This window comes from Terriglobia bacterium (assembly GCA_020072565.1).
In the GTDB taxonomy this organism is placed as follows: Bacteria; Acidobacteriota; UBA6911; order UBA6911; family UBA6911; genus JAFNAG01.
In genome coordinates, this window is record JAIQGI010000005.1 from 207,658 (window position 1) to 224,098 (window position 16,441).

General features: G+C 57.4%; 10 protein-coding genes. All 10 read right to left on the minus strand.

From position 1 onward, the window contains the following. Positions 1 to 188: 188 nt before the first annotated feature. Positions 189 to 1,925, minus strand: a complete 1,737-nt coding sequence (locus tag LAP85_04760; protein MBZ5495690.1) for a putative DNA binding domain-containing protein — start codon at positions 1,923 to 1,925, stop codon at positions 189 to 191. Continuing rightward, positions 1,922 to 5,605, minus strand: coding sequence for a BREX-2 system adenine-specific DNA-methyltransferase PglX (pglX, locus tag LAP85_04765; GenBank protein MBZ5495691.1), 3,684 nt, complete (start codon positions 5,603 to 5,605; stop codon positions 1,922 to 1,924). The genes LAP85_04760 and pglX overlap by 4 nt, the downstream gene beginning before the upstream one ends. Beyond that, positions 5,602 to 9,825 carry a BREX system serine/threonine kinase PglW gene (gene pglW, locus LAP85_04770; GenBank protein ID MBZ5495692.1) on the minus strand — a complete coding sequence of 1,408 codons (4,224 nt, stop codon included), beginning with the start codon at positions 9,823 to 9,825 and terminating at the stop codon, positions 5,602 to 5,604. The genes pglX and pglW overlap by 4 nt, the downstream gene beginning before the upstream one ends. A 747-nt stretch (positions 9,826 to 10,572) precedes the next feature. Continuing rightward, positions 10,573 to 11,814: a hypothetical protein gene (locus LAP85_04775; protein MBZ5495693.1), complete on the minus strand. Its 1,242-nt coding sequence runs from the start codon at positions 11,812 to 11,814 to the stop codon at positions 10,573 to 10,575. Between the two features lie 6 nt (positions 11,815 to 11,820). Beyond that, the gene (locus tag LAP85_04780) at positions 11,821 to 12,168 is read right to left on the minus strand and encodes a hypothetical protein (protein MBZ5495694.1); all 348 of its coding nucleotides are present in this window, start codon (positions 12,166 to 12,168) and stop codon (positions 11,821 to 11,823) included. 635 nt (positions 12,169 to 12,803) lie between these two features. Further along, a complete protein-coding gene (locus LAP85_04785) occupies positions 12,804 to 13,259 on the minus strand; it encodes a hypothetical protein (protein MBZ5495695.1) in 456 nt (151 codons plus the stop codon). A gap of 232 nt (positions 13,260 to 13,491) precedes the next feature. Beyond that, positions 13,492 to 14,559, minus strand: coding sequence for a hypothetical protein (locus LAP85_04790; GenBank protein ID MBZ5495696.1), 1,068 nt, complete (start codon positions 14,557 to 14,559; stop codon positions 13,492 to 13,494). 707 nt (positions 14,560 to 15,266) lie between these two features. After that, positions 15,267 to 15,470 (minus strand): DUF2256 domain-containing protein, encoded by a 204-nt coding sequence (locus LAP85_04795; GenBank protein MBZ5495697.1) that lies wholly within the window; start codon positions 15,468 to 15,470, stop codon positions 15,267 to 15,269. A 70-nt stretch (positions 15,471 to 15,540) separates the two neighbouring features. After that, positions 15,541 to 15,975, minus strand: coding sequence for a single-stranded DNA-binding protein (locus tag LAP85_04800; GenBank protein MBZ5495698.1), 435 nt, complete (start codon positions 15,973 to 15,975; stop codon positions 15,541 to 15,543). A gap of 212 nt (positions 15,976 to 16,187) precedes the next feature. Further along, positions 16,188 to 16,334: a hypothetical protein gene (locus tag LAP85_04805; protein MBZ5495699.1), complete on the minus strand. Its 147-nt coding sequence runs from the start codon at positions 16,332 to 16,334 to the stop codon at positions 16,188 to 16,190. Positions 16,335 to 16,441 lie beyond the last annotated feature (107 nt).

The window sequence follows — 16,441 nt, forward strand, 5'->3', positions numbered from 1 at the left end:
GCAACAGAGCCGGTCATTTTCTGCCTGCCAAACACCGGGTGCATTTAAATTGCTAATACTCTGCTAACGCTTTCTCTTCTGCAATACCAACCGTTTCAACGAGATCCAGCTGTCTCCTTTGATGCGCCAAAGAATTAACGCTTTTGCTAACGTTCCTCTTCGCCTGGTATACAGGATAGAGGAGCACCTCAACCGACACATTCGCCTTCGGATTTCGGGACATACCTTATCTTGTTCGCCTTCCCCTCACGGCGGAGGAATCCCCCCGGGCCCGACCAGACCCTCAAGTGACGGGAAATTTCGACCTTGGCGGTCTGGGATTCTCCAAGACCAAGCAACTCCCGGCACTCTCTCGGGGTGATCGAACCATGATCGGTGACGAACTGGCGAACCATTTCGCCGAACCGGATCGGATCAACTCCACGGGTTCTGGTATAAGCGGCTTTGCCCAGCAGGTCTTTCGCAACCGCTTTGCTGAGGTGGTAGGTTGCGGCTCTGGTTCTGCCGCGACGTTCCAGAATGCCGGTCTTCGGCTGAGCCAGGTGGTCAAGGATCCCAAGAACGGACTGTTTCGATAACTGGAGAAGTTCAGATGCAGCCCCGCTATCGATAAATGCATGCTCGCGCAGGTAACTCAGGACCAACAATCCATCGAGGTCTATCTCTCGACCGTCGCCGCGCCACTTCGCCACCAGAACCGCCATGCGTTCATCGAAGGTGCCATCGAAGATCCGAAGCACAACACGCGTGCCATCGGTTTGATATTCGGGAATTCGTTTTCCGGAAGAGAGCATCGGGATGAAGATGCGCCGGCGCCCCATTCCGGCGCGTTCCACTAGCCCGAGCTTTTCAAAAGCTTCGGCCAACGTCCGGTTCCTCGAGACCGGTTCGTGACGCAGAATGTTCTTTGGTGTGATTCCCGCCAGAAATCCGCCGGGACTCGTGATCACCAGGTCACGCGCGGCATGCCGGATCAAAACCTCACCGGGATCGCTGTAGTCGCGATGCGTGAGGGCGTTGAGCAACGCTTCGCGTACGACCTCGATCGGGTAAGCGGGGATCCGCAGTTTGAAAAGCCCGATTGTGGCCTCATGCTCGGGATTGGCGGGCCCGGTGAAGGCCTGCTCGATCCGCTCCAGGATTTGCAGAAGTCCGGCGCGGTAGGAGTCATTGCGCGAGACCGTGGTTTCAGAGGTCTCGTACACATAATGCACCTGGTGCTGCGGGCAGAGTGACGAGATCACATCCTCCCGGCCGAACAGCAGTAACCCCGTCCGCGTCACGCGGCCCTGCCGCACAGCTCCAAGCCCCGTCAGGAAAGTCCCATCATCGACGCGCAAAAGCTCGGACTGAGGTTTGAGCCGTCGCAGGACGTTGCGCGCCCGAGCAATCTCGACTTGATCGAGGTCGCCGGGATCGAGGCCATCGGCTGCATCGCCGCTCCAATCCACGATGCCGGTGGAAACCCGGGCCCTGGCGAAGCTCTGGGCGTCCATGGGCATGCAGCTCTTTCCCACCCGCTGCTTGAACACACCCTGGACCGTACCGTAAGGCGGATTCGATCCCTTAGGAACGCGGACCAACAACAGCCGTCCGGTACCTTCAGGAACGGGAAGCTCTTCAACGTCAACCCCAATGTTTGGACGTGTGCAGTCAAACACGGACCGGCGAAGCAAATCGAGGTCGCAGTTGCCGGATCCATGTATTGCATTCGCACGGCTACGGACCCGGTCTCCCACGCCGAATACGATCAGGCCACCTTCGGCGTTGGCGAACGACACCGCATATTCCGCTGATGTATGGGAGACTGCCCTCGCGTCGGCCCAGGGCTTGAACTCGAGCCATTGCGTTTCTAGCTCGTCCGCAGTCTGCGCTTCCAGGCGATTGAGGATTTGGCAGATTTCCGCATTAGTGGGAATGCTCATCGGCGGTTCCTTCTGGATGCGGCACGCTGCGCCGGCCGCCATGCCCTGATCTCAGCCGGTGTTTTGCCCATCTGGCGGGCTTCTTCCTGAATGAAGCCTTCGAAATAGTCGCCCATCGGCAGGCGGAACCAGGGATCGATCTCGTTGTGCCACTGCTTCAGCCAGGGGAGCAGCTCGATCAGGCAGGCCAGCAGCGGCACCAGACGCGGGTCCTCGCGGCCGCCTAGCCGTTCCTGGACGTCCACGTAATGGGTGCTGATCGCGCGCGCAAGCTGTAGGTGATTGTAGCCGGCCCACGCGATCATCAGCGTGCCGTCCGATCCGTGGCAATGCGGAAAGCTCACCCAGCGCTCCTTCTGCACATCAAGCTTGCCGCGCAAGCGCCAGTAATTGGTCGTCAGGAAATCAGCGCTTGCGTATTTCGGAGGCACGGGGATATCGCCGACCTCGTTGCGCTTCAGAGCCTTAGCATCATCTTCGGTCAGAAAACTTGAATGATCCCGGGGCAGCTTCGTCCGAGCATCAATGGCATCTTCCTGCCGTTGCAGTTCCCAGGTGTGTTCCCATTCCGCCCTTTTGCGCAACCCGGTTTCCTTGTAGCGCAAAACGGGCAGCAACGGCACGCTCTCCGCATCGACCAGTTCGGTGACGAGCTTCTGCACATCAAAACCCGGATCGTCGCGATAGACCTCGCCGACCTGCATGAATTCGGGATCCTGTCGCGCGATGTCGGCAAGCCGCGCAAGTGAAATTAGGCCTTGCTCGATCCTGGCCGTGGTTTTGCCTTCGTCGTTCATACGGCCATCAAAGTCGAAGTATCCCTCCAACCTGTCCAGCAGCCAGTTCCGCAGAGCCCATTCTTGCTGTAGTTCCCAAGACTCGATGTTCCACCGCCGCTTGAACTCCGGTCGTTCGATGAGGCCAATGTTGCGGTCGGACTCGATCAGCTCGATCCGCCACCGCACGATCTGCTTGTACTCATCGGGCCACTCGGCAGGAATTTCGATGACCGGTGTCGAGCCGTGACGGGCGAACCAGCTTGATTCCTCCTCGCCGGCCGCCATGCGTCGCGCGAGGACAATCTCAAACGCCCGATGCCCGAACTTCAATTCGGGCGGGCTCTCGCATCGCAAAACATCCGCTTCATGGGGCAGAAGGTCGTATAGCTTGTAGCATTCCCAGTCTAGATCCTCCTGCAACGCGATCATCCGAAAGAGCGTGGTGTGGAAAAGCTGCCGATGCTCGGCCAACATTGCTGCCGTTGGAAGCGTCCGACGCGCTGCTACTTCCGGAAGCGAGGCAGACAGTTGCCGCGCGAGGGCGTCGAGCTTTCTGGCGAGTGCCAGTGGCTGATCGGCGGGCAATGGGAATTGCTTAAGCTTCGTGCCGTCGTGTTCCCAGAAGTCCTCAAAGGGTGTGGTTCGTTGACGCGCCCCATGTTGATCAACCGTGCTCCCCTTGTTATGAAACACCTGCTTCATCCAGAAGCACGCGATGGAACTGTTGAGTATGCCCAGCAGCCCGAGGTGGTCGTCTTCGCTGGCGTTGGCAGGTAGCGTGATCAACGGCGCGTGCCTGTTGAACATCAGGCCGCCACGGCAGAGGCTCAAATGATTGTGCGTGGCGACATGCGACAACACAAGTGACAGTGGCGTCCGGTTCCGCTCAACAGGAATCTGGTGGTACTCCCACCATGGCCGACCGCACTGCGCGTACGTTGCTCTGCTGAAATCGAGTCGAGCTGAGAGCGTTGTCCTAAGGGGCCAAAGCCATGTCAGGATCAGCTCATTTCTTTGCAGTTCGATATTGCCGTCGTACGGAAAGAGCACCTCGAGTTGTGGCAGAAGTCCCCAGTCTCGGATGTCCTCGCCCTCGACAAATAGCCGGCGATAAGTGGCAGGTAGCTGGCGGATGCGCTGGGATCCCTTTGCCGTACTGAACGCATCTTCTTCGCCAAGAATTGCACTCGGTCCAATCGACACAACCATGTCGCCCAAAAAGTGGCTGCCAGCCTTGTCAAGGAGATCTCTCAACTCTGCCGCACCGCCGCCGCCGATGGACCAGGGGTGTCTTCCGAACTGTTCGCGTGGGGTGTCATTGACGCTCACAAAGGAGCTCTGGCTGCCGACATGGTCGATCTGGTCGAGGATAGCCGACCAGACAAGTCCGCGTCCTGGATCCTCTGGCGTGGCGGGTTCACCCTTGATGCCCATAACCGCGCGAATAGTCCCAGCGACAGGTCGACGCTTGCGAGCGAAAAGGACCACCGTCGGCGTACCGTGGCCGGGGAGGTAGGCGCCGCTTGTGTCGATAACGTGAGTCAAGTCGATTTTGGGCAGGTAGTTTTCGACCAGCTCCTTTCCAAACTCTCGTTTCATGAAGCTGTTTGTCGTGATTTGCCCGGTGTAGCCGCCGTCGACAGCAAGCCAGAAGATGCGCTCCATGAAAGGGACTGCGAGCGAATACTTCATATGACATGTGCCGTATCGTTGCCGATAGGCTTGGTTCAGGGCACGATCTTTCGGCGTGATGTACGGAGGATTGGCTACGACCGCGTGATACCGTCCGTTCACGAGCATCCGATCCAGGCCACGCGAGTCTTCGGCGTGGAAGTAGTGTGCGAGCGGTCGCCAGTCACCCAGAAACATCTGGCTACCCGCGCCGTGCAAAAGAGAATCGCCGCAGGCGAGGTTCAGTTGAAATGCAGGCGCATCCGCGAGGCGCCGGATGTCGCAGGATTTCATCGCGGCCAAGAGCAGGCGAAAGCGCGTGATCGCAACGGCGTACGGATTCAAATCCACGCCGTGGATGCTGTTGAGCGTCCGCTGGACCAGTTCGCGTACAGACGTGCCGGGCTCCTTGCGTTGCCATCGGTCCAGGATGCGGCGAAAGCTGCCGAGAAGGAAATGGCCGCTGCCGCAGGCGGGATCGATCATCCGAAATCCGGCCGCCGTCACCGCGATCCCTTCGCGGTCCAGCATAGGCGGAGCATCGAGGCCAAACTCGTCCAGCGCTGGATCGAGGGTGCGGTCGAGGATGAACTCTTCGACGAATTCAGGGGTCTGGAGGAGGGCGTACCTTTTGCGGGCCTCTTCCGAAAGATCCTGGTAGAGATCGCCGAGGAAACGCGTGTCCCAGCCCGCATCGGTGAAGTCGTGCACCAGCCCGCCGGATTCCGGGTTGATTCTCTGGAAAAAGCGAAGCAGCTCTGCGGCGGCATCTCCCGAGAGCCAGTTCGGCTGTGCGCGCAGGGCGTTGTGGCGGCCGAAGATTTCTGCGGCGCCGGGAAGCTGGGCCAGATGGTCAAAGACGGCCAGAAGGTAGTCGCGGTCGTTGAGGGTTGGATGCGCCCGGAAATAAAGCTCGTGTTCGTCCCGGGCGCGGTTCAAGCGATCGCCCGGGCCGGCGATCTTGGGTGGATCGATCAGGCGGTTGTCCTCTAGAAAACGCACGAACACGCACGAGAGCACCCAAGCAGCGGCGCTTTGCGTGATTGAATCGCTTCGCCAGTCCTCGTAATTCTGCGCGGTTCTTTCGGCCTGGCGCGCGCGGCTGTGCTCCGCCCGAAGCCATTGGCCCACATCAGGAACTTCGACAGACTCGCTTCGTTCCAACAGATCACCTTCGAGCCGCTGGAGCAGCTTGCTCACATTCGAGAGTAATTGCCGACGCTCGATCATGCGGGGTCCCCCCCGCCGGCTGGCGCGCGATGCTGGTTCTCGATCCAGCTATTCGGAATGCGGGCGCGCTGGCCGGGGCTGATGATAGGGATGGCCTTGCCGTCCAGCAGCGCCTGGTCATCACCGGGGACCAGAAGCCAGAGGCCGTGGATCCCGTCGCGGCGTCCGATGCGGTCCCGCATCCGTTCCAGAAAGTCCATCCGGTCGTATCGGGCGAGCAAGCCCGCGTAAACGATCAGCATTGTCTTTTCGGCGCGCAGAAAACGCTGCTCAACCGCGTTCATGGCTCGGCCAACCAGGAGCATCAGCTTATCCCAGTCGCCTTGGCCGGGCGTCGCATCGGTTTTGACCACGAGGTCCCAGCTCACGCGCGCTTTCGTGGCTGCGTGCCGCAGAGCCTCCAGAAAGACTTCCTCGAAATCCACGAGCTGGACCGGAAACCGGCTTGACAGCTCCTTCATCGCTTTCTGGTAATTCCGGTGATAATTCGGGTTCACCAGAAGGGTCAGGAACGCTCCTCCTTTTGCGGCGCGCTGGAGCCGCTCCTCGAATTGCCTTGCTTCCGCGAAATCAGGAGTCACCTCGCCCGCTGGGCTCAGGTCGCGTCCGGTTGGGTGTCGTGGGAGCGACTCGGTGCGGGTGGAGATCGAAGGCCGTTCGCTCAGCCGGCTGGTGTAGCAGCCGGTGCCCTCCCGGCCCTCCGGGTCCCACTCGAAATCGAGCCCCGCCTGGCGCAGAAGATCGTCGAGCATGGGCCTATCCGGCGCTGGTTGAGCTTCTGGATAACGGCTTGACACGCGTTCCCGGATCTGTTCGATGGTCAGCGACCTCACGCCCAGAAGTGCGCCCTGGGACAGCTTCAGCGCTCTCGCGGCATCCATGTTCCTCGGGTACAGCTCCTGGCGGCTCGAGACGGCTGCGTGACGCGAAGCTGCCGAAGCCATCCGCAGCAACCGGGAGTCGGTAATGACCATGCCTGCAGGTGGTTGGATCTCGCGCAGCCGTTCGATCGCCCGGGTAGGAACGACAAGCGGGTCTTCTTCTGCCAGCCTGTCCGCGACCTGACCAAGGCGGATCGCGTAATTCGCGAGTTCCTGTGTTGCGGCCACAAGGATGCCCGATTCTGCCAGATGGACGATGAAACGCGACTCCGCCATCGTGCGCTCGACTTCGACAGAGGCGCGGACCACCGCACAGGCCAGTCGGGTGCGCTGCGGCTCATCCTCGGTTGAACCCCGCGCGGTAAGCACGGCCTCGGTCAATTCCCGGAGCGACATGGCACCGGCCTGGCCGGCAAGGATATCAGCGATGTCAGATCGGATTCGGGTAATCGCGGGATCTCTCGACCATCGGTTCTGGAACTGCCCTACCAGCTGGCTGACGCGGGCCCTGGTGATTTTCAAGGTTCGGGCGACATCTGATTGGGTGGGCCACTCCGGCGATTCAGATTCGAGCCCTAGGATGGCCCGCAAGACGTGCTGGGTTGTTTCCCGGCCGCGGCCCCCCGCTCCGGCCACGCGCCTGACGAGCATATCGATGCTCAAGGTGGCGAGGTCAATTGACTCACGCGGGGGCTCCGCCTCAACAGGCACCGAGGGTTTTTCGCGAAGCGGCTTGCCCAACTGCTCAAGAAGCATTCGCCTGATGGCCGAGATCTCGCGACGGGTTTTATTGCCTACGCCGCGCAGACGCAACAGCCGCCGTAGCGGGACAGTGAGCAGGTCCTCGACTGTAAGGATGTTTGCCCGGTCGAGAGCGTTTGTGGCGCGGGTTCCCAGGCCGAGTTCGTGGATCTGGGTGTCGAAACTGGCTTCGGCAAGCAAGCCTCGCAGACGCGAGTCATCCTCCTTGTCGGCCAACGTGCCGGGTTCTTCGATAGCTTCAAAGCAGGCGCGCCAGCTTCGCAGCATCTCTTCGGCATTGTCGGACCGTTCCGCAACATTGCGGCGAAACGCCCTGGTGAAGAACTCGGCCAACTGATCGCGCAATCCGGCTTCAAACAATTCAGCGTCGATCGTGATTTCGCAGTCGAGGTGCGATGGGTCCGTTGCCCCATCTCCCCATTTCGGAAGCATTCCGGTTGCCAGCTCGTAGAGGGTTACGGCGGCCGCATAGCGTTCCGCATGAAGGTCCCACGCCTTTCGAATCGGAAGCAGAGGGTCGAGATAGCCGGTCGTGCCCGCACGGATATTTTCGGGCGGCGTGCGGGAGAGAGAGAAGTCGAAGAGAACCAGGTGTAGCTTGTCGCCGCGCCCCAGCATTCCGATGGCAATGTTGTCAGGCTTGATGTCCCGGTGTGGGAAACCTTGCTCCTCGAGATAGTTGACCGTCTCGAGCAGGTCCTCCCCAAAACGCTGCAACAGATCGATGTGCAGCTTGCCTTCTTTGCGAAGGCGCTGGCCGAGCGTTTCTATGATCCGTTTTTCCTTCTCCGAGTAAACGGGCCGCATGAGAAAAGCGTTGCGGGTGCCCAGCACTAGCTGTTTTTCGAACTCCACGATGTGGGGGTGCCGGAGCTTCTGGAGCACCTCTGCCTCGCCTTTGATTCTGGTATTGTGGTCGGGAGTGGATGCGGCCTTGAGGATGAAGTCCTCGCCGTTATGCTCGACCAGGAGCACGACGGAAAATGCGCCTTGCCCCAGGCGTCTCGAGACTTTCAGGTCTCCCGGGAGCATATCTCCCGGCTGAGCTCTGCTCGGATCTTCGATGGACTTCGACTCTGGAGAGGTCAACTCTTCCTCAACCTCATCGAGCTCTTGCAGAAAATCGACGACCGAATCGGTCCGGCTGGGCACCTCGGGATGTGTGCTGTATTGAATAAGGTACTGGAGAGCCTCGCAAGCGCCGTTAAGGACGGAGCTGATCTGGAGCCCCTTCGTCTCGCGCAGTTTGTTGCTCAGCTCTAATCCGTTGGCGGCCGGTGGAACTCCGGAAAAAAGATGATAGGCGATTGCGCCGAGCGAAAAGACGTCGAGGTACTCCCCGGTGCCGTCCTCGTCAGCGAAAGCCTCCGGCGCCATGTAGGCTGTACCGGCGGCTTCGACGAACTGGTCCAAGTGCGACGTCGGCGTCACCGGGTGGGATACGCCGGACGATGTTGTACCCGCGCGATAGCCGACCTGCCAGTTGAAGACCTTGATTTGGGGTGTCTCTCCCGATGGCTGGACCAGAATACTCTGCGGACACAGCGCACGATGGACAATTTTTTTCTGGTGCGCGTAACGGACGGCCTCGGCAATCTGCCGGAGCAGGCTAAGCTGACTGTCCGGGCCAAGCTGGTCTTTCCGTTCGGCGAGGAAATGGTCGAGCCGGACAAAATGAGGATCATCTTCGAAGACTAATGCCGGCCCCAGTTCGTGCTGCGTAAAGCCGTAGATGCGGAGGATTCCTGGATGAAGCAGGGTATCGAGGAGCTGGAATTCGCGGTTCGCGGCGCGTTCGATAGTCTTGCGATCTCCGGAAGTCGCGTCCAATGGCAAGACATAAATCCGCACCCGGCGTCTCACGTTCGTTAGCTGGGCGTGAGCGGCCTGCCAATCCTGGTATCCGGGGCCTTCACCGATGAGGTTTTCCAGGACATAATCCCCCACCTTCCGATATCTCTGTGAAGCCCGAATGCCTGCCTGCTCCATGGCTTGGCCGATGAGTCTGGCCATCGGGCGATCGTGGGCTCCTCGGACGGATTGGTCAAGGCCAGGGCAATCGCGGCGCACGACAGCGGCGAGAATGCCCGGCCGGGCATGCGCATCCGGAGCGGCCTCCCGGTCACGGAGGCAGACGCGCGTGCGCGCCACTCCCTGCAAATCGCATCGCAGGTCAGGAGCCGAGCAGAAAACGAGAGCCTCGATGAAGGGAAGGTGGCCTTTTTTGCGACTGACTTTCTGCTGCTCGAGCAATCCGCGGAGCTTTCTAGCTTTGAGGTTTGCCAAGATCAAAGGGCTGTCTGTTGTGACGAGCTTACCCTCGTTCTCCCAAGTCCAAGTGCCCGCATCCCCGAGAAGCCGGCCGGGATTGCTTTTGATTTCGACAAGAAAAAGGCCATGCGGTGTGAAGACGAGAAGGTCGACCTCATTGATGCTACCATCGGACGCGATGAATTCGAAGTTGGACCAGGCCCGATAAGGGTCGCAGTCGGGCAGGCCCTGGCGGATGAAATCGAGAGCATCCCGTTCCCATGGAAAGCGGGAAGGGGAGATTTCTTTCCATCGATCCGATGAGATCGCCACGTTCCTTCCTCGACGAAGATAAATTCCGGCTTTGAATGACGATTTCTATCCCGTACCAGCCAAACAGGCAAGCTGAAAGTTGATTTGGGGATTAGTCGCAACTCCTACGTGCCTTTATGACAAGCCGCGTTTCCAGGCGCGGCGCGCCGCCAAACTCATAAAGGCCTTTCCGCGTTGAGGTCCAACCTCGCAGGGGCGACCTGCAGGTGCCCTTACAGTTATCGCCTACTAGCAGCATAATTCCGTAGCCGCTTCCTTCCGCGCGGCGCGTAGCCGGGGGGGTTACCAAAGCGCCCGACAATAGCCCAGGATGGCGTTCTACGCTGGGGGCGCGGCATCTTAGACAGCGACAGCGTTTGGTTTGCGGCGGGTCCTCAGTAGTGTCTCGCTGAGCCTTGCCACCTCTGAACTGTCAAGTTCGCACGTCAACAGTAGTCCTCCTTCACAGAAGTCCTGGAGGTCTGGGTCAACAAAACTGTCCCGAAGTCGCGTTCTGGAAGATGGGGCTTTTTCGGTCCGTAGCGAAAAAGGACGGGGCAAACAGTGTTCGTTTGGCGTTGTGCTTGACGAGGTCAGCAAACAAGTCGTTGCATCTATGTGCGCTTGCGCGGCAGTGAACGCGTGTTCAAAATCGAAGGGAGCCCTCACAATTATCGAGTCCCTGCATATAAACCTCTGACTAATAGGTTGGTGGCTTTCCAGCCTTTTGGGGAACCGTCGCCCCTTCGTCAACGGCGGAGTTCAAGCAGCCGCTTCGAGCAAGCGTAGGCATTCTTCCCCAGTCGAGGACAGTTGGAGCTGAGATGTCAGCGCGAGATAGAGACTAAGCGTTTGGCATACCTCCTTCTCCGTCAGAAGATGCTCTTGCATCAGGGCGAACACGATTTCCAGAAACATGTTCGCTCCTCGGATGACTTGTTCAGGATCAAAAAAGATGCCTGGATTGGCCCACCAGAACTGGCAGGAGTACCCGGCCTGCACCCGTTTTGGATCGATCCAATGCAAGGTTGCAGCAGAAGCTCGCGGCGAGGTCGTGTCCAAGAGCGCCAGAACGTGTTCAACAAGCGCCCAGTGCGCCTGGTGGATTGGATTACGGGGGCTCCTCCAAAGCGGAAAGGCGTCGCCCTGCATAAGCTGATCTGCCGAGGTAGACCAAGAGGAGCAGGGCAGATTCCACTCTGCGCGCTGTGGGAAGTAATACAAGATGTCGGAAACGGTGCACAGGCGAATGTCGCGATGGCAATCAAGATTGTCGAGAAGGTTTGTGAGGAAGCGTTCGATGTAGCCAGGTACATGGTATCCGAAGGTTTCCGCATCGAGAGCGACTATGACATAACCGTCCCTGGCCCCAAACCACCCATCAAGATCCCGTTTTAGCCAATCGAGGTATTCTCTACCGCTGAGGTGCTGGGCCTTCTCAAAAGCACTGCCCGAACCAATGCGAGAGGACCAGAGTCGGCTTCGGAGAAAAACGGGCAGGTCATTAACGGTCAGAACGTGCTCATAGGGAACAGGGATATCCGATGTGGCGAGCGCGACATCGTCCGTAATGGTCCATTCGTAGCCCGCTTTCTGAACGAGCGTGGGCAGCTCAGGGGAGTATGCCATCTCGGGAGGGAAAACTCCCCTGGGCTTGTATTCTTGCGCGAAGTTACGACGATTGCCCAGGCGATTGCGTCTCAGCTGGTCTAGGACGACCTCGGGTGGGGACAAGGGGAGAATATAGTGGTAGGCAGAGCTCTCGGTGAATTCGATATGTCCCACTCGAGCGGCGTGAGAAAGGGAATGAATAACGTCCGTGTAACCTTTCTGAACAAGCTGCTCAGTGAGCGAGAAATTGAAGTTCACAGTGAAACGCGCCCGAGGGTGCCTCTCGATCAATCGACTAAGAGGGCGGTAGCACGTCTCGGTAATGTGTTGGGTGACTTTCGGGAGCTGCGTTGGTGGTTGATAGAAGTGGAGCAAAACAGCAAGGTATTTCATGGATTCTCACCTCGCAATCATTGGCTCGTGGTTGAGAGAGATTCGAGCGGCGCAGGGCGTCGTTTCTCTTTCTTCCAGCTGCGGTTTTGGATTCTGCGTGCACCACAGCCGCACCTGTGAGGCCAGCCGCGTAGTTGTTCCAGCTCGATATCCACGAATATACTCGTTCAAATCAGCAACGCCATTCAGTAGACCGGTTCTGGTTCCGCCGCTATGCAAGCCAGCGGCGTCAAAGGTACAGTCGTAAAAACCGTGCACCCACCCAATCTTGTCTTGCTCACTTTCGTTATACACGCAATGACTTTCCATTGGCAAAGAACGGAGAAAATGGTCGGCTTCTTCTTTTGGACACATAGATTCTTCTCCTAATTCGGGTCCACATAACCCACAAGCGCAACCTTGCGGTGAACAAAATCAATAGGGTGAGCTTTGAATAAGCCCTCCCCAGCTTGTCAGTATCTATGCAACCTAGCTCTGCGCATCGTCATCGTCCAACTTGAGTCCAGCTATTGCACTAGCACACTGCCGAAAATCACATCGGTGCAGGTCAGGATCTTAGCAATCAGGATGAGATAGATACGGGCTGCCAAATTGCCCAAAACGCTCTTCTGCGCATGCGCCGCCGCCAGCATCCGCCAATGTGCAGAGCTGCTAGTTCTCACTCTTTTTAGGCATGTGCCCAAAACAGTGGTTGGCGCTGGGTTAACTGGCCGTCCTTTGCCGCAATCGGAAGCGGGGTTTCCGTCTCAGTGACATCTACACCCCACCACTTCCAGCAGCGGAGGCAATACCATATCCAGCCATCGTCCGGGTCAACGGCACTAGTCTTCACGACACTGTTTTTGGTTCCGCATACCCTGCAGGGATCGCTGTAACGTTCACGCATGTTGCTCCTCCTTTGCCTTTCGACGCTACCAGAATCCTGACAAATCTTAGGTAGCGAGAGTGATTTTCAAAATGCTTGGCACAAGGTTTCAAAACAGTCTTGACTATTCAAGGTCTCCATTCACTACTTTCTCCAACACTTGAACTTTTCCCTCGAGAATTTCCAATCGCGCGTCCAGATTGGGACTGCTTCTGTCCGAAGTACGCAATCCTTTGTCTCCATGGAACGCATCATGATCGCGCTCATAAATCATGTCGAAGGTGACAACGAGGCGGACCAAGAGGCTTAGGGTGATAGTTCGAGGGGCGTGTAGAATCCTGATTTCGGAGCCGATGAGATGAGCCATCCGACGCAGTCGAACCAACTGCTCAACTGCACCTGCGTCTAGGCTCGACACGCGCTTCATATCGAAGACGATTAGCACTGTACCGGTCCCGAGGGAATCCATCGTTTTGTCACGCACCTTGGCAGTTGCTTCTCCCACCCGGAGTGATCCAGATAGGCGCAAGAGTTCAACGCCGCACCCAGCGGCGCGGCTTGCGATATTTATTGATTTCATATGACCTCGAGAAGCGCCGGGGGAAGCCCGGCTATGGAAACAGAACACATAACACCAGCACAACAACACGAGCGCCAATTTCTCGGGTGCAGTTAGAGGGAGGCCAAAAAGACTTGCACAGAGCAGAAAACAGGTGGAAGATAACTACCGGAACAACAAGGCTCCCTAACTAAACCCAGGGGGCAGTGTGGCACGGGAACCATCCCGTTTCCGTGCCGCATCCAAAACTCTCTCACCCCCTTTCGGAAATAGGCGCTTTCTGCTTTGCCTTGCCCAGGCCCTTAGACCCTCCGCTCCCCACTGGTTTAGCAACCAGCACAGCAACACCCGCGCCCCAGAGCTGCTCAACAAGAGAATCAGCTCGGCTCACGGCGTCGGACTTTTGCGCCGAGCCGTCGTCTGTGATAATCAGATCAACCATCACGGGCGATAGCGGCGCAAAGCAGAAAGCCGATGACCTTTGTCTCTCAAATTTCGAAGAATCCATGACGATGCACTTCAGATCACTCCGGCTCAGGAATTCACTTTTCGTCCTTGCTTCGTCCTCGCTGTCACAAGCGAATCCCTCAACAAAATGCGCGGGACCGGCCTTAGGTGTGCGATGCGTCAGCAAGGTCGTTGTGCCTATGATGCTGACATCGAGGCGGAGATCCCAGGCCTTCCAGCACAGCTCTGACAGAAGACCTGTTTGAGCTTGCGTATCCTTGCGAAGTGCTCCGCCAAGAGTGATAACATCAGTAGTGACCCGGGGGCTGGCAAGAAACTCGATTACATGTTGGTGGCAATTCGTCAAGACTCTAAGGCCGCTAAGCGCTGCAGCTGCATCCGGGGCGCGCTGCATTTTGAGGAATCTTGCAACAGCCGCCGTCGTGGTGCCTGCATCAAGCGCAGCGAATCGATGAGATTTCCTCCAATATTCCGCCAAGCTCCCCAGCACTCTCTTCGCTGTCTCCCTCGCCGGGGCCGGAGCCTCACTCAATTGCCTCTGGATGTTTTCCCTCGCATCGGGCGTGCCCCATATAAGACCTCCCGCCAGCGTGCCGATCGCTTCTTTTTCTGATTTGCATTCTGATTGACGAATTTGATAGGTCCAGCGATCAGGGCTTACCAGATAGAATTCACCCTTGCCCATGCGGATTTCCAAACCCAACTGTTCGAAGAGATCGGCGTCCCCCTTTAAGGACTGCCACTTGACATCAGTCTGTTTCTGGATATCCGCAAAAGTAAGCAAACCAAATTTTTTAACTTCATCACAAATCCAGCGCCGACGTTCTTTAGTGTTCATTCTTCTTATGTTCATTGGGTGCACCTTAGTAGAAACCAGTATTTTCATATAAACTAGTAACATTTCGCTGGCTTGTCAAGATCTATTTTTGAAAAAGTTTTGTTTTGCCAGATATTTTGCAAAACTCTACTGGGTTTCTGTTTAAATCTATGAGTGTGGCTCCCTTGAGCCCGGTTCTGCCTTCACGGATAGTATGCCAAATAATGTATCATTTTGGATTCCATTGTTTTGCTGATTTTTGCTTGCGGCCACATTTAACAAAATCTGCTTGCGTTTGGATTTTCTGGCAGAGAGGGTTCAAGATGAACTGGGGTTGCGGGCAGACTGTGCGCCAGAGATTGCGCATCCCTGTACAACATGGAACGCAAACGCTTCAAACGGTGGGGGATACGGGACATCGGCCAGGCCAAGATCGTTGATTCTGGGCTGTTTCAGAGGCGCTTTCATTCCGAAGCCGAGGGACGGATGCGCTTTGAGGGTCGTGGTGGCGCTCACATCAAGATAAAATCTCGATCCCGCCCTATCTTCCTCAAAAATGCGACCTGCGGAAACATCGTGGGCGAGTCCCAAGTATGCCCGGGGAGCAGTGATGGCCGGACAGGAGCCGCCTGGACCTGCGGCTCGGGGATTCTCTTGGGGCATCAACGCGGTTTCGGGAGAGGATCCTTGAAGGGTTTTGTAAAGCGGGAAGTTGCGGGCTCCCGGGAATGAGAGCCCGCTTGTCACTTCTTCTTGGCTTGCCCCTTCAGGTTCTCGACGGAGACCCTGGGGTGCGTTGCGGCGTAGTACTTCTGCTGGCACGGCTTGGTGTCGAAGGCTTGCCATTTTCGGTTGGGGGTGAACTCCTTGCCGCAGACCGGGCATTTGCGTCGGGGCAGTTCTTCCTTTTGCAGGGGCGGTCTCAACATTTCGACATGTCGTACCATATTGGCACATCCTCCGTTGTCAACGCAATATAATGCATTGTGTGGAGTGTGTCAACTCGTATTGCGAGGATCAAAAGGGAATGTCTGAATCGTCGATGCCTGCCGCCTCGGAATTGCCGGCAGGCTCGGCTGATTCGGAAATGTCACCGGGGGATTCTCCTGTATCACCGTTGCGTTTCCCGCCGAGCATCACCATTTTGTTGCAGACCACCTCGGTCGTGTAGCGGTTGGTTCCGTTCTGGTCTTGCCACTTCCGGGTCGTCAGCTTGCCCTCCAAGTAGACCAGGGCACCCTTGGACAGGAAGCGCTTCGCCACCTCGGCGAGCTTGTTCCACATCACGATGTTATGCCAGTTGGTTTTTTCTTGCGGGTTGCCGCCGTTGTCCTTCCACCTCTCGCTCGTTGCAATGCTGAAGGTCGCTACCGGATTGCCGCCTTGCGTGTACCGAACCTCGGGATCTTTGCCGAGCCTGCCGATCAACATTACTTTATTCAAACTGGACACGTATTCGCCTCCTGTGATGAAAACAGATCTCAGTGTTGTCCTTTTTGTTGTTGGTAACGGATTTCCAAATGGCCCTAATCCTCAAATTTGACGCGAAGATGGAATCGCCTCTGTTTGCGTCTGGATCGTTTGTAGAGCGATAACAATCGATCCGCATATAAAATGATTGGGGCGTCGACGATCGCGGTTTTGCATGTTTCCGAAATCGCGATCTAAGCAGCGGAGTTCGGCTCTTCGAACATCAGCCGGAGCAGCTTGACATACACGCTGATGTCGCCGGCACGCGGCCCGGCCCCCTCGACCTTGTGCTCAATCTTCTGGCACATGCCCCAGAGGATGCAGTCCAATTGCTTCAGCATTATGTGGAATCAAGTTGTCAAGCCCCCACTTGATTTTTCGCATGGAATCTTTCCGGGACAGCACTGCAGATCCTTTGGTGTCTGCCCAGAGGGGGTTGGCTGGTTTG

Excerpts from the sequence above, each read along its gene's own strand:
- LAP85_04775 (MBZ5495693.1), bottom strand. The coding sequence starts at position 11,814 with ATGAAATACCTTGCTGTTTTGCTCCACTTCTATCAACCACCAACGCAG.
- LAP85_04780 (MBZ5495694.1), bottom strand. The coding sequence starts at position 12,168 with ATGTGTCCAAAAGAAGAAGCCGACCATTTTCTCCGTTCTTTGCCAATG.
- LAP85_04805 (MBZ5495699.1), bottom strand. The coding sequence starts at position 16,334 with ATGCTGAAGCAATTGGACTGCATCCTCTGGGGCATGTGCCAGAAGATT.
- LAP85_04785 (MBZ5495695.1), bottom strand. The coding sequence starts at position 13,259 with ATGAAATCAATAAATATCGCAAGCCGCGCCGCTGGGTGCGGCGTTGAA.
- LAP85_04760 (MBZ5495690.1), bottom strand. The coding sequence starts at position 1,925 with ATGAGCATTCCCACTAATGCGGAAATCTGCCAAATCCTCAATCGCCTG.
- pglX (MBZ5495691.1), bottom strand. The coding sequence starts at position 5,605 with ATGATCGAGCGTCGGCAATTACTCTCGAATGTGAGCAAGCTGCTCCAG.
- LAP85_04790 (MBZ5495696.1), bottom strand. The coding sequence starts at position 14,559 with ATGAACATAAGAAGAATGAACACTAAAGAACGTCGGCGCTGGATTTGT.
- LAP85_04795 (MBZ5495697.1), bottom strand. The coding sequence starts at position 15,470 with ATGGTACGACATGTCGAAATGTTGAGACCGCCCCTGCAAAAGGAAGAA.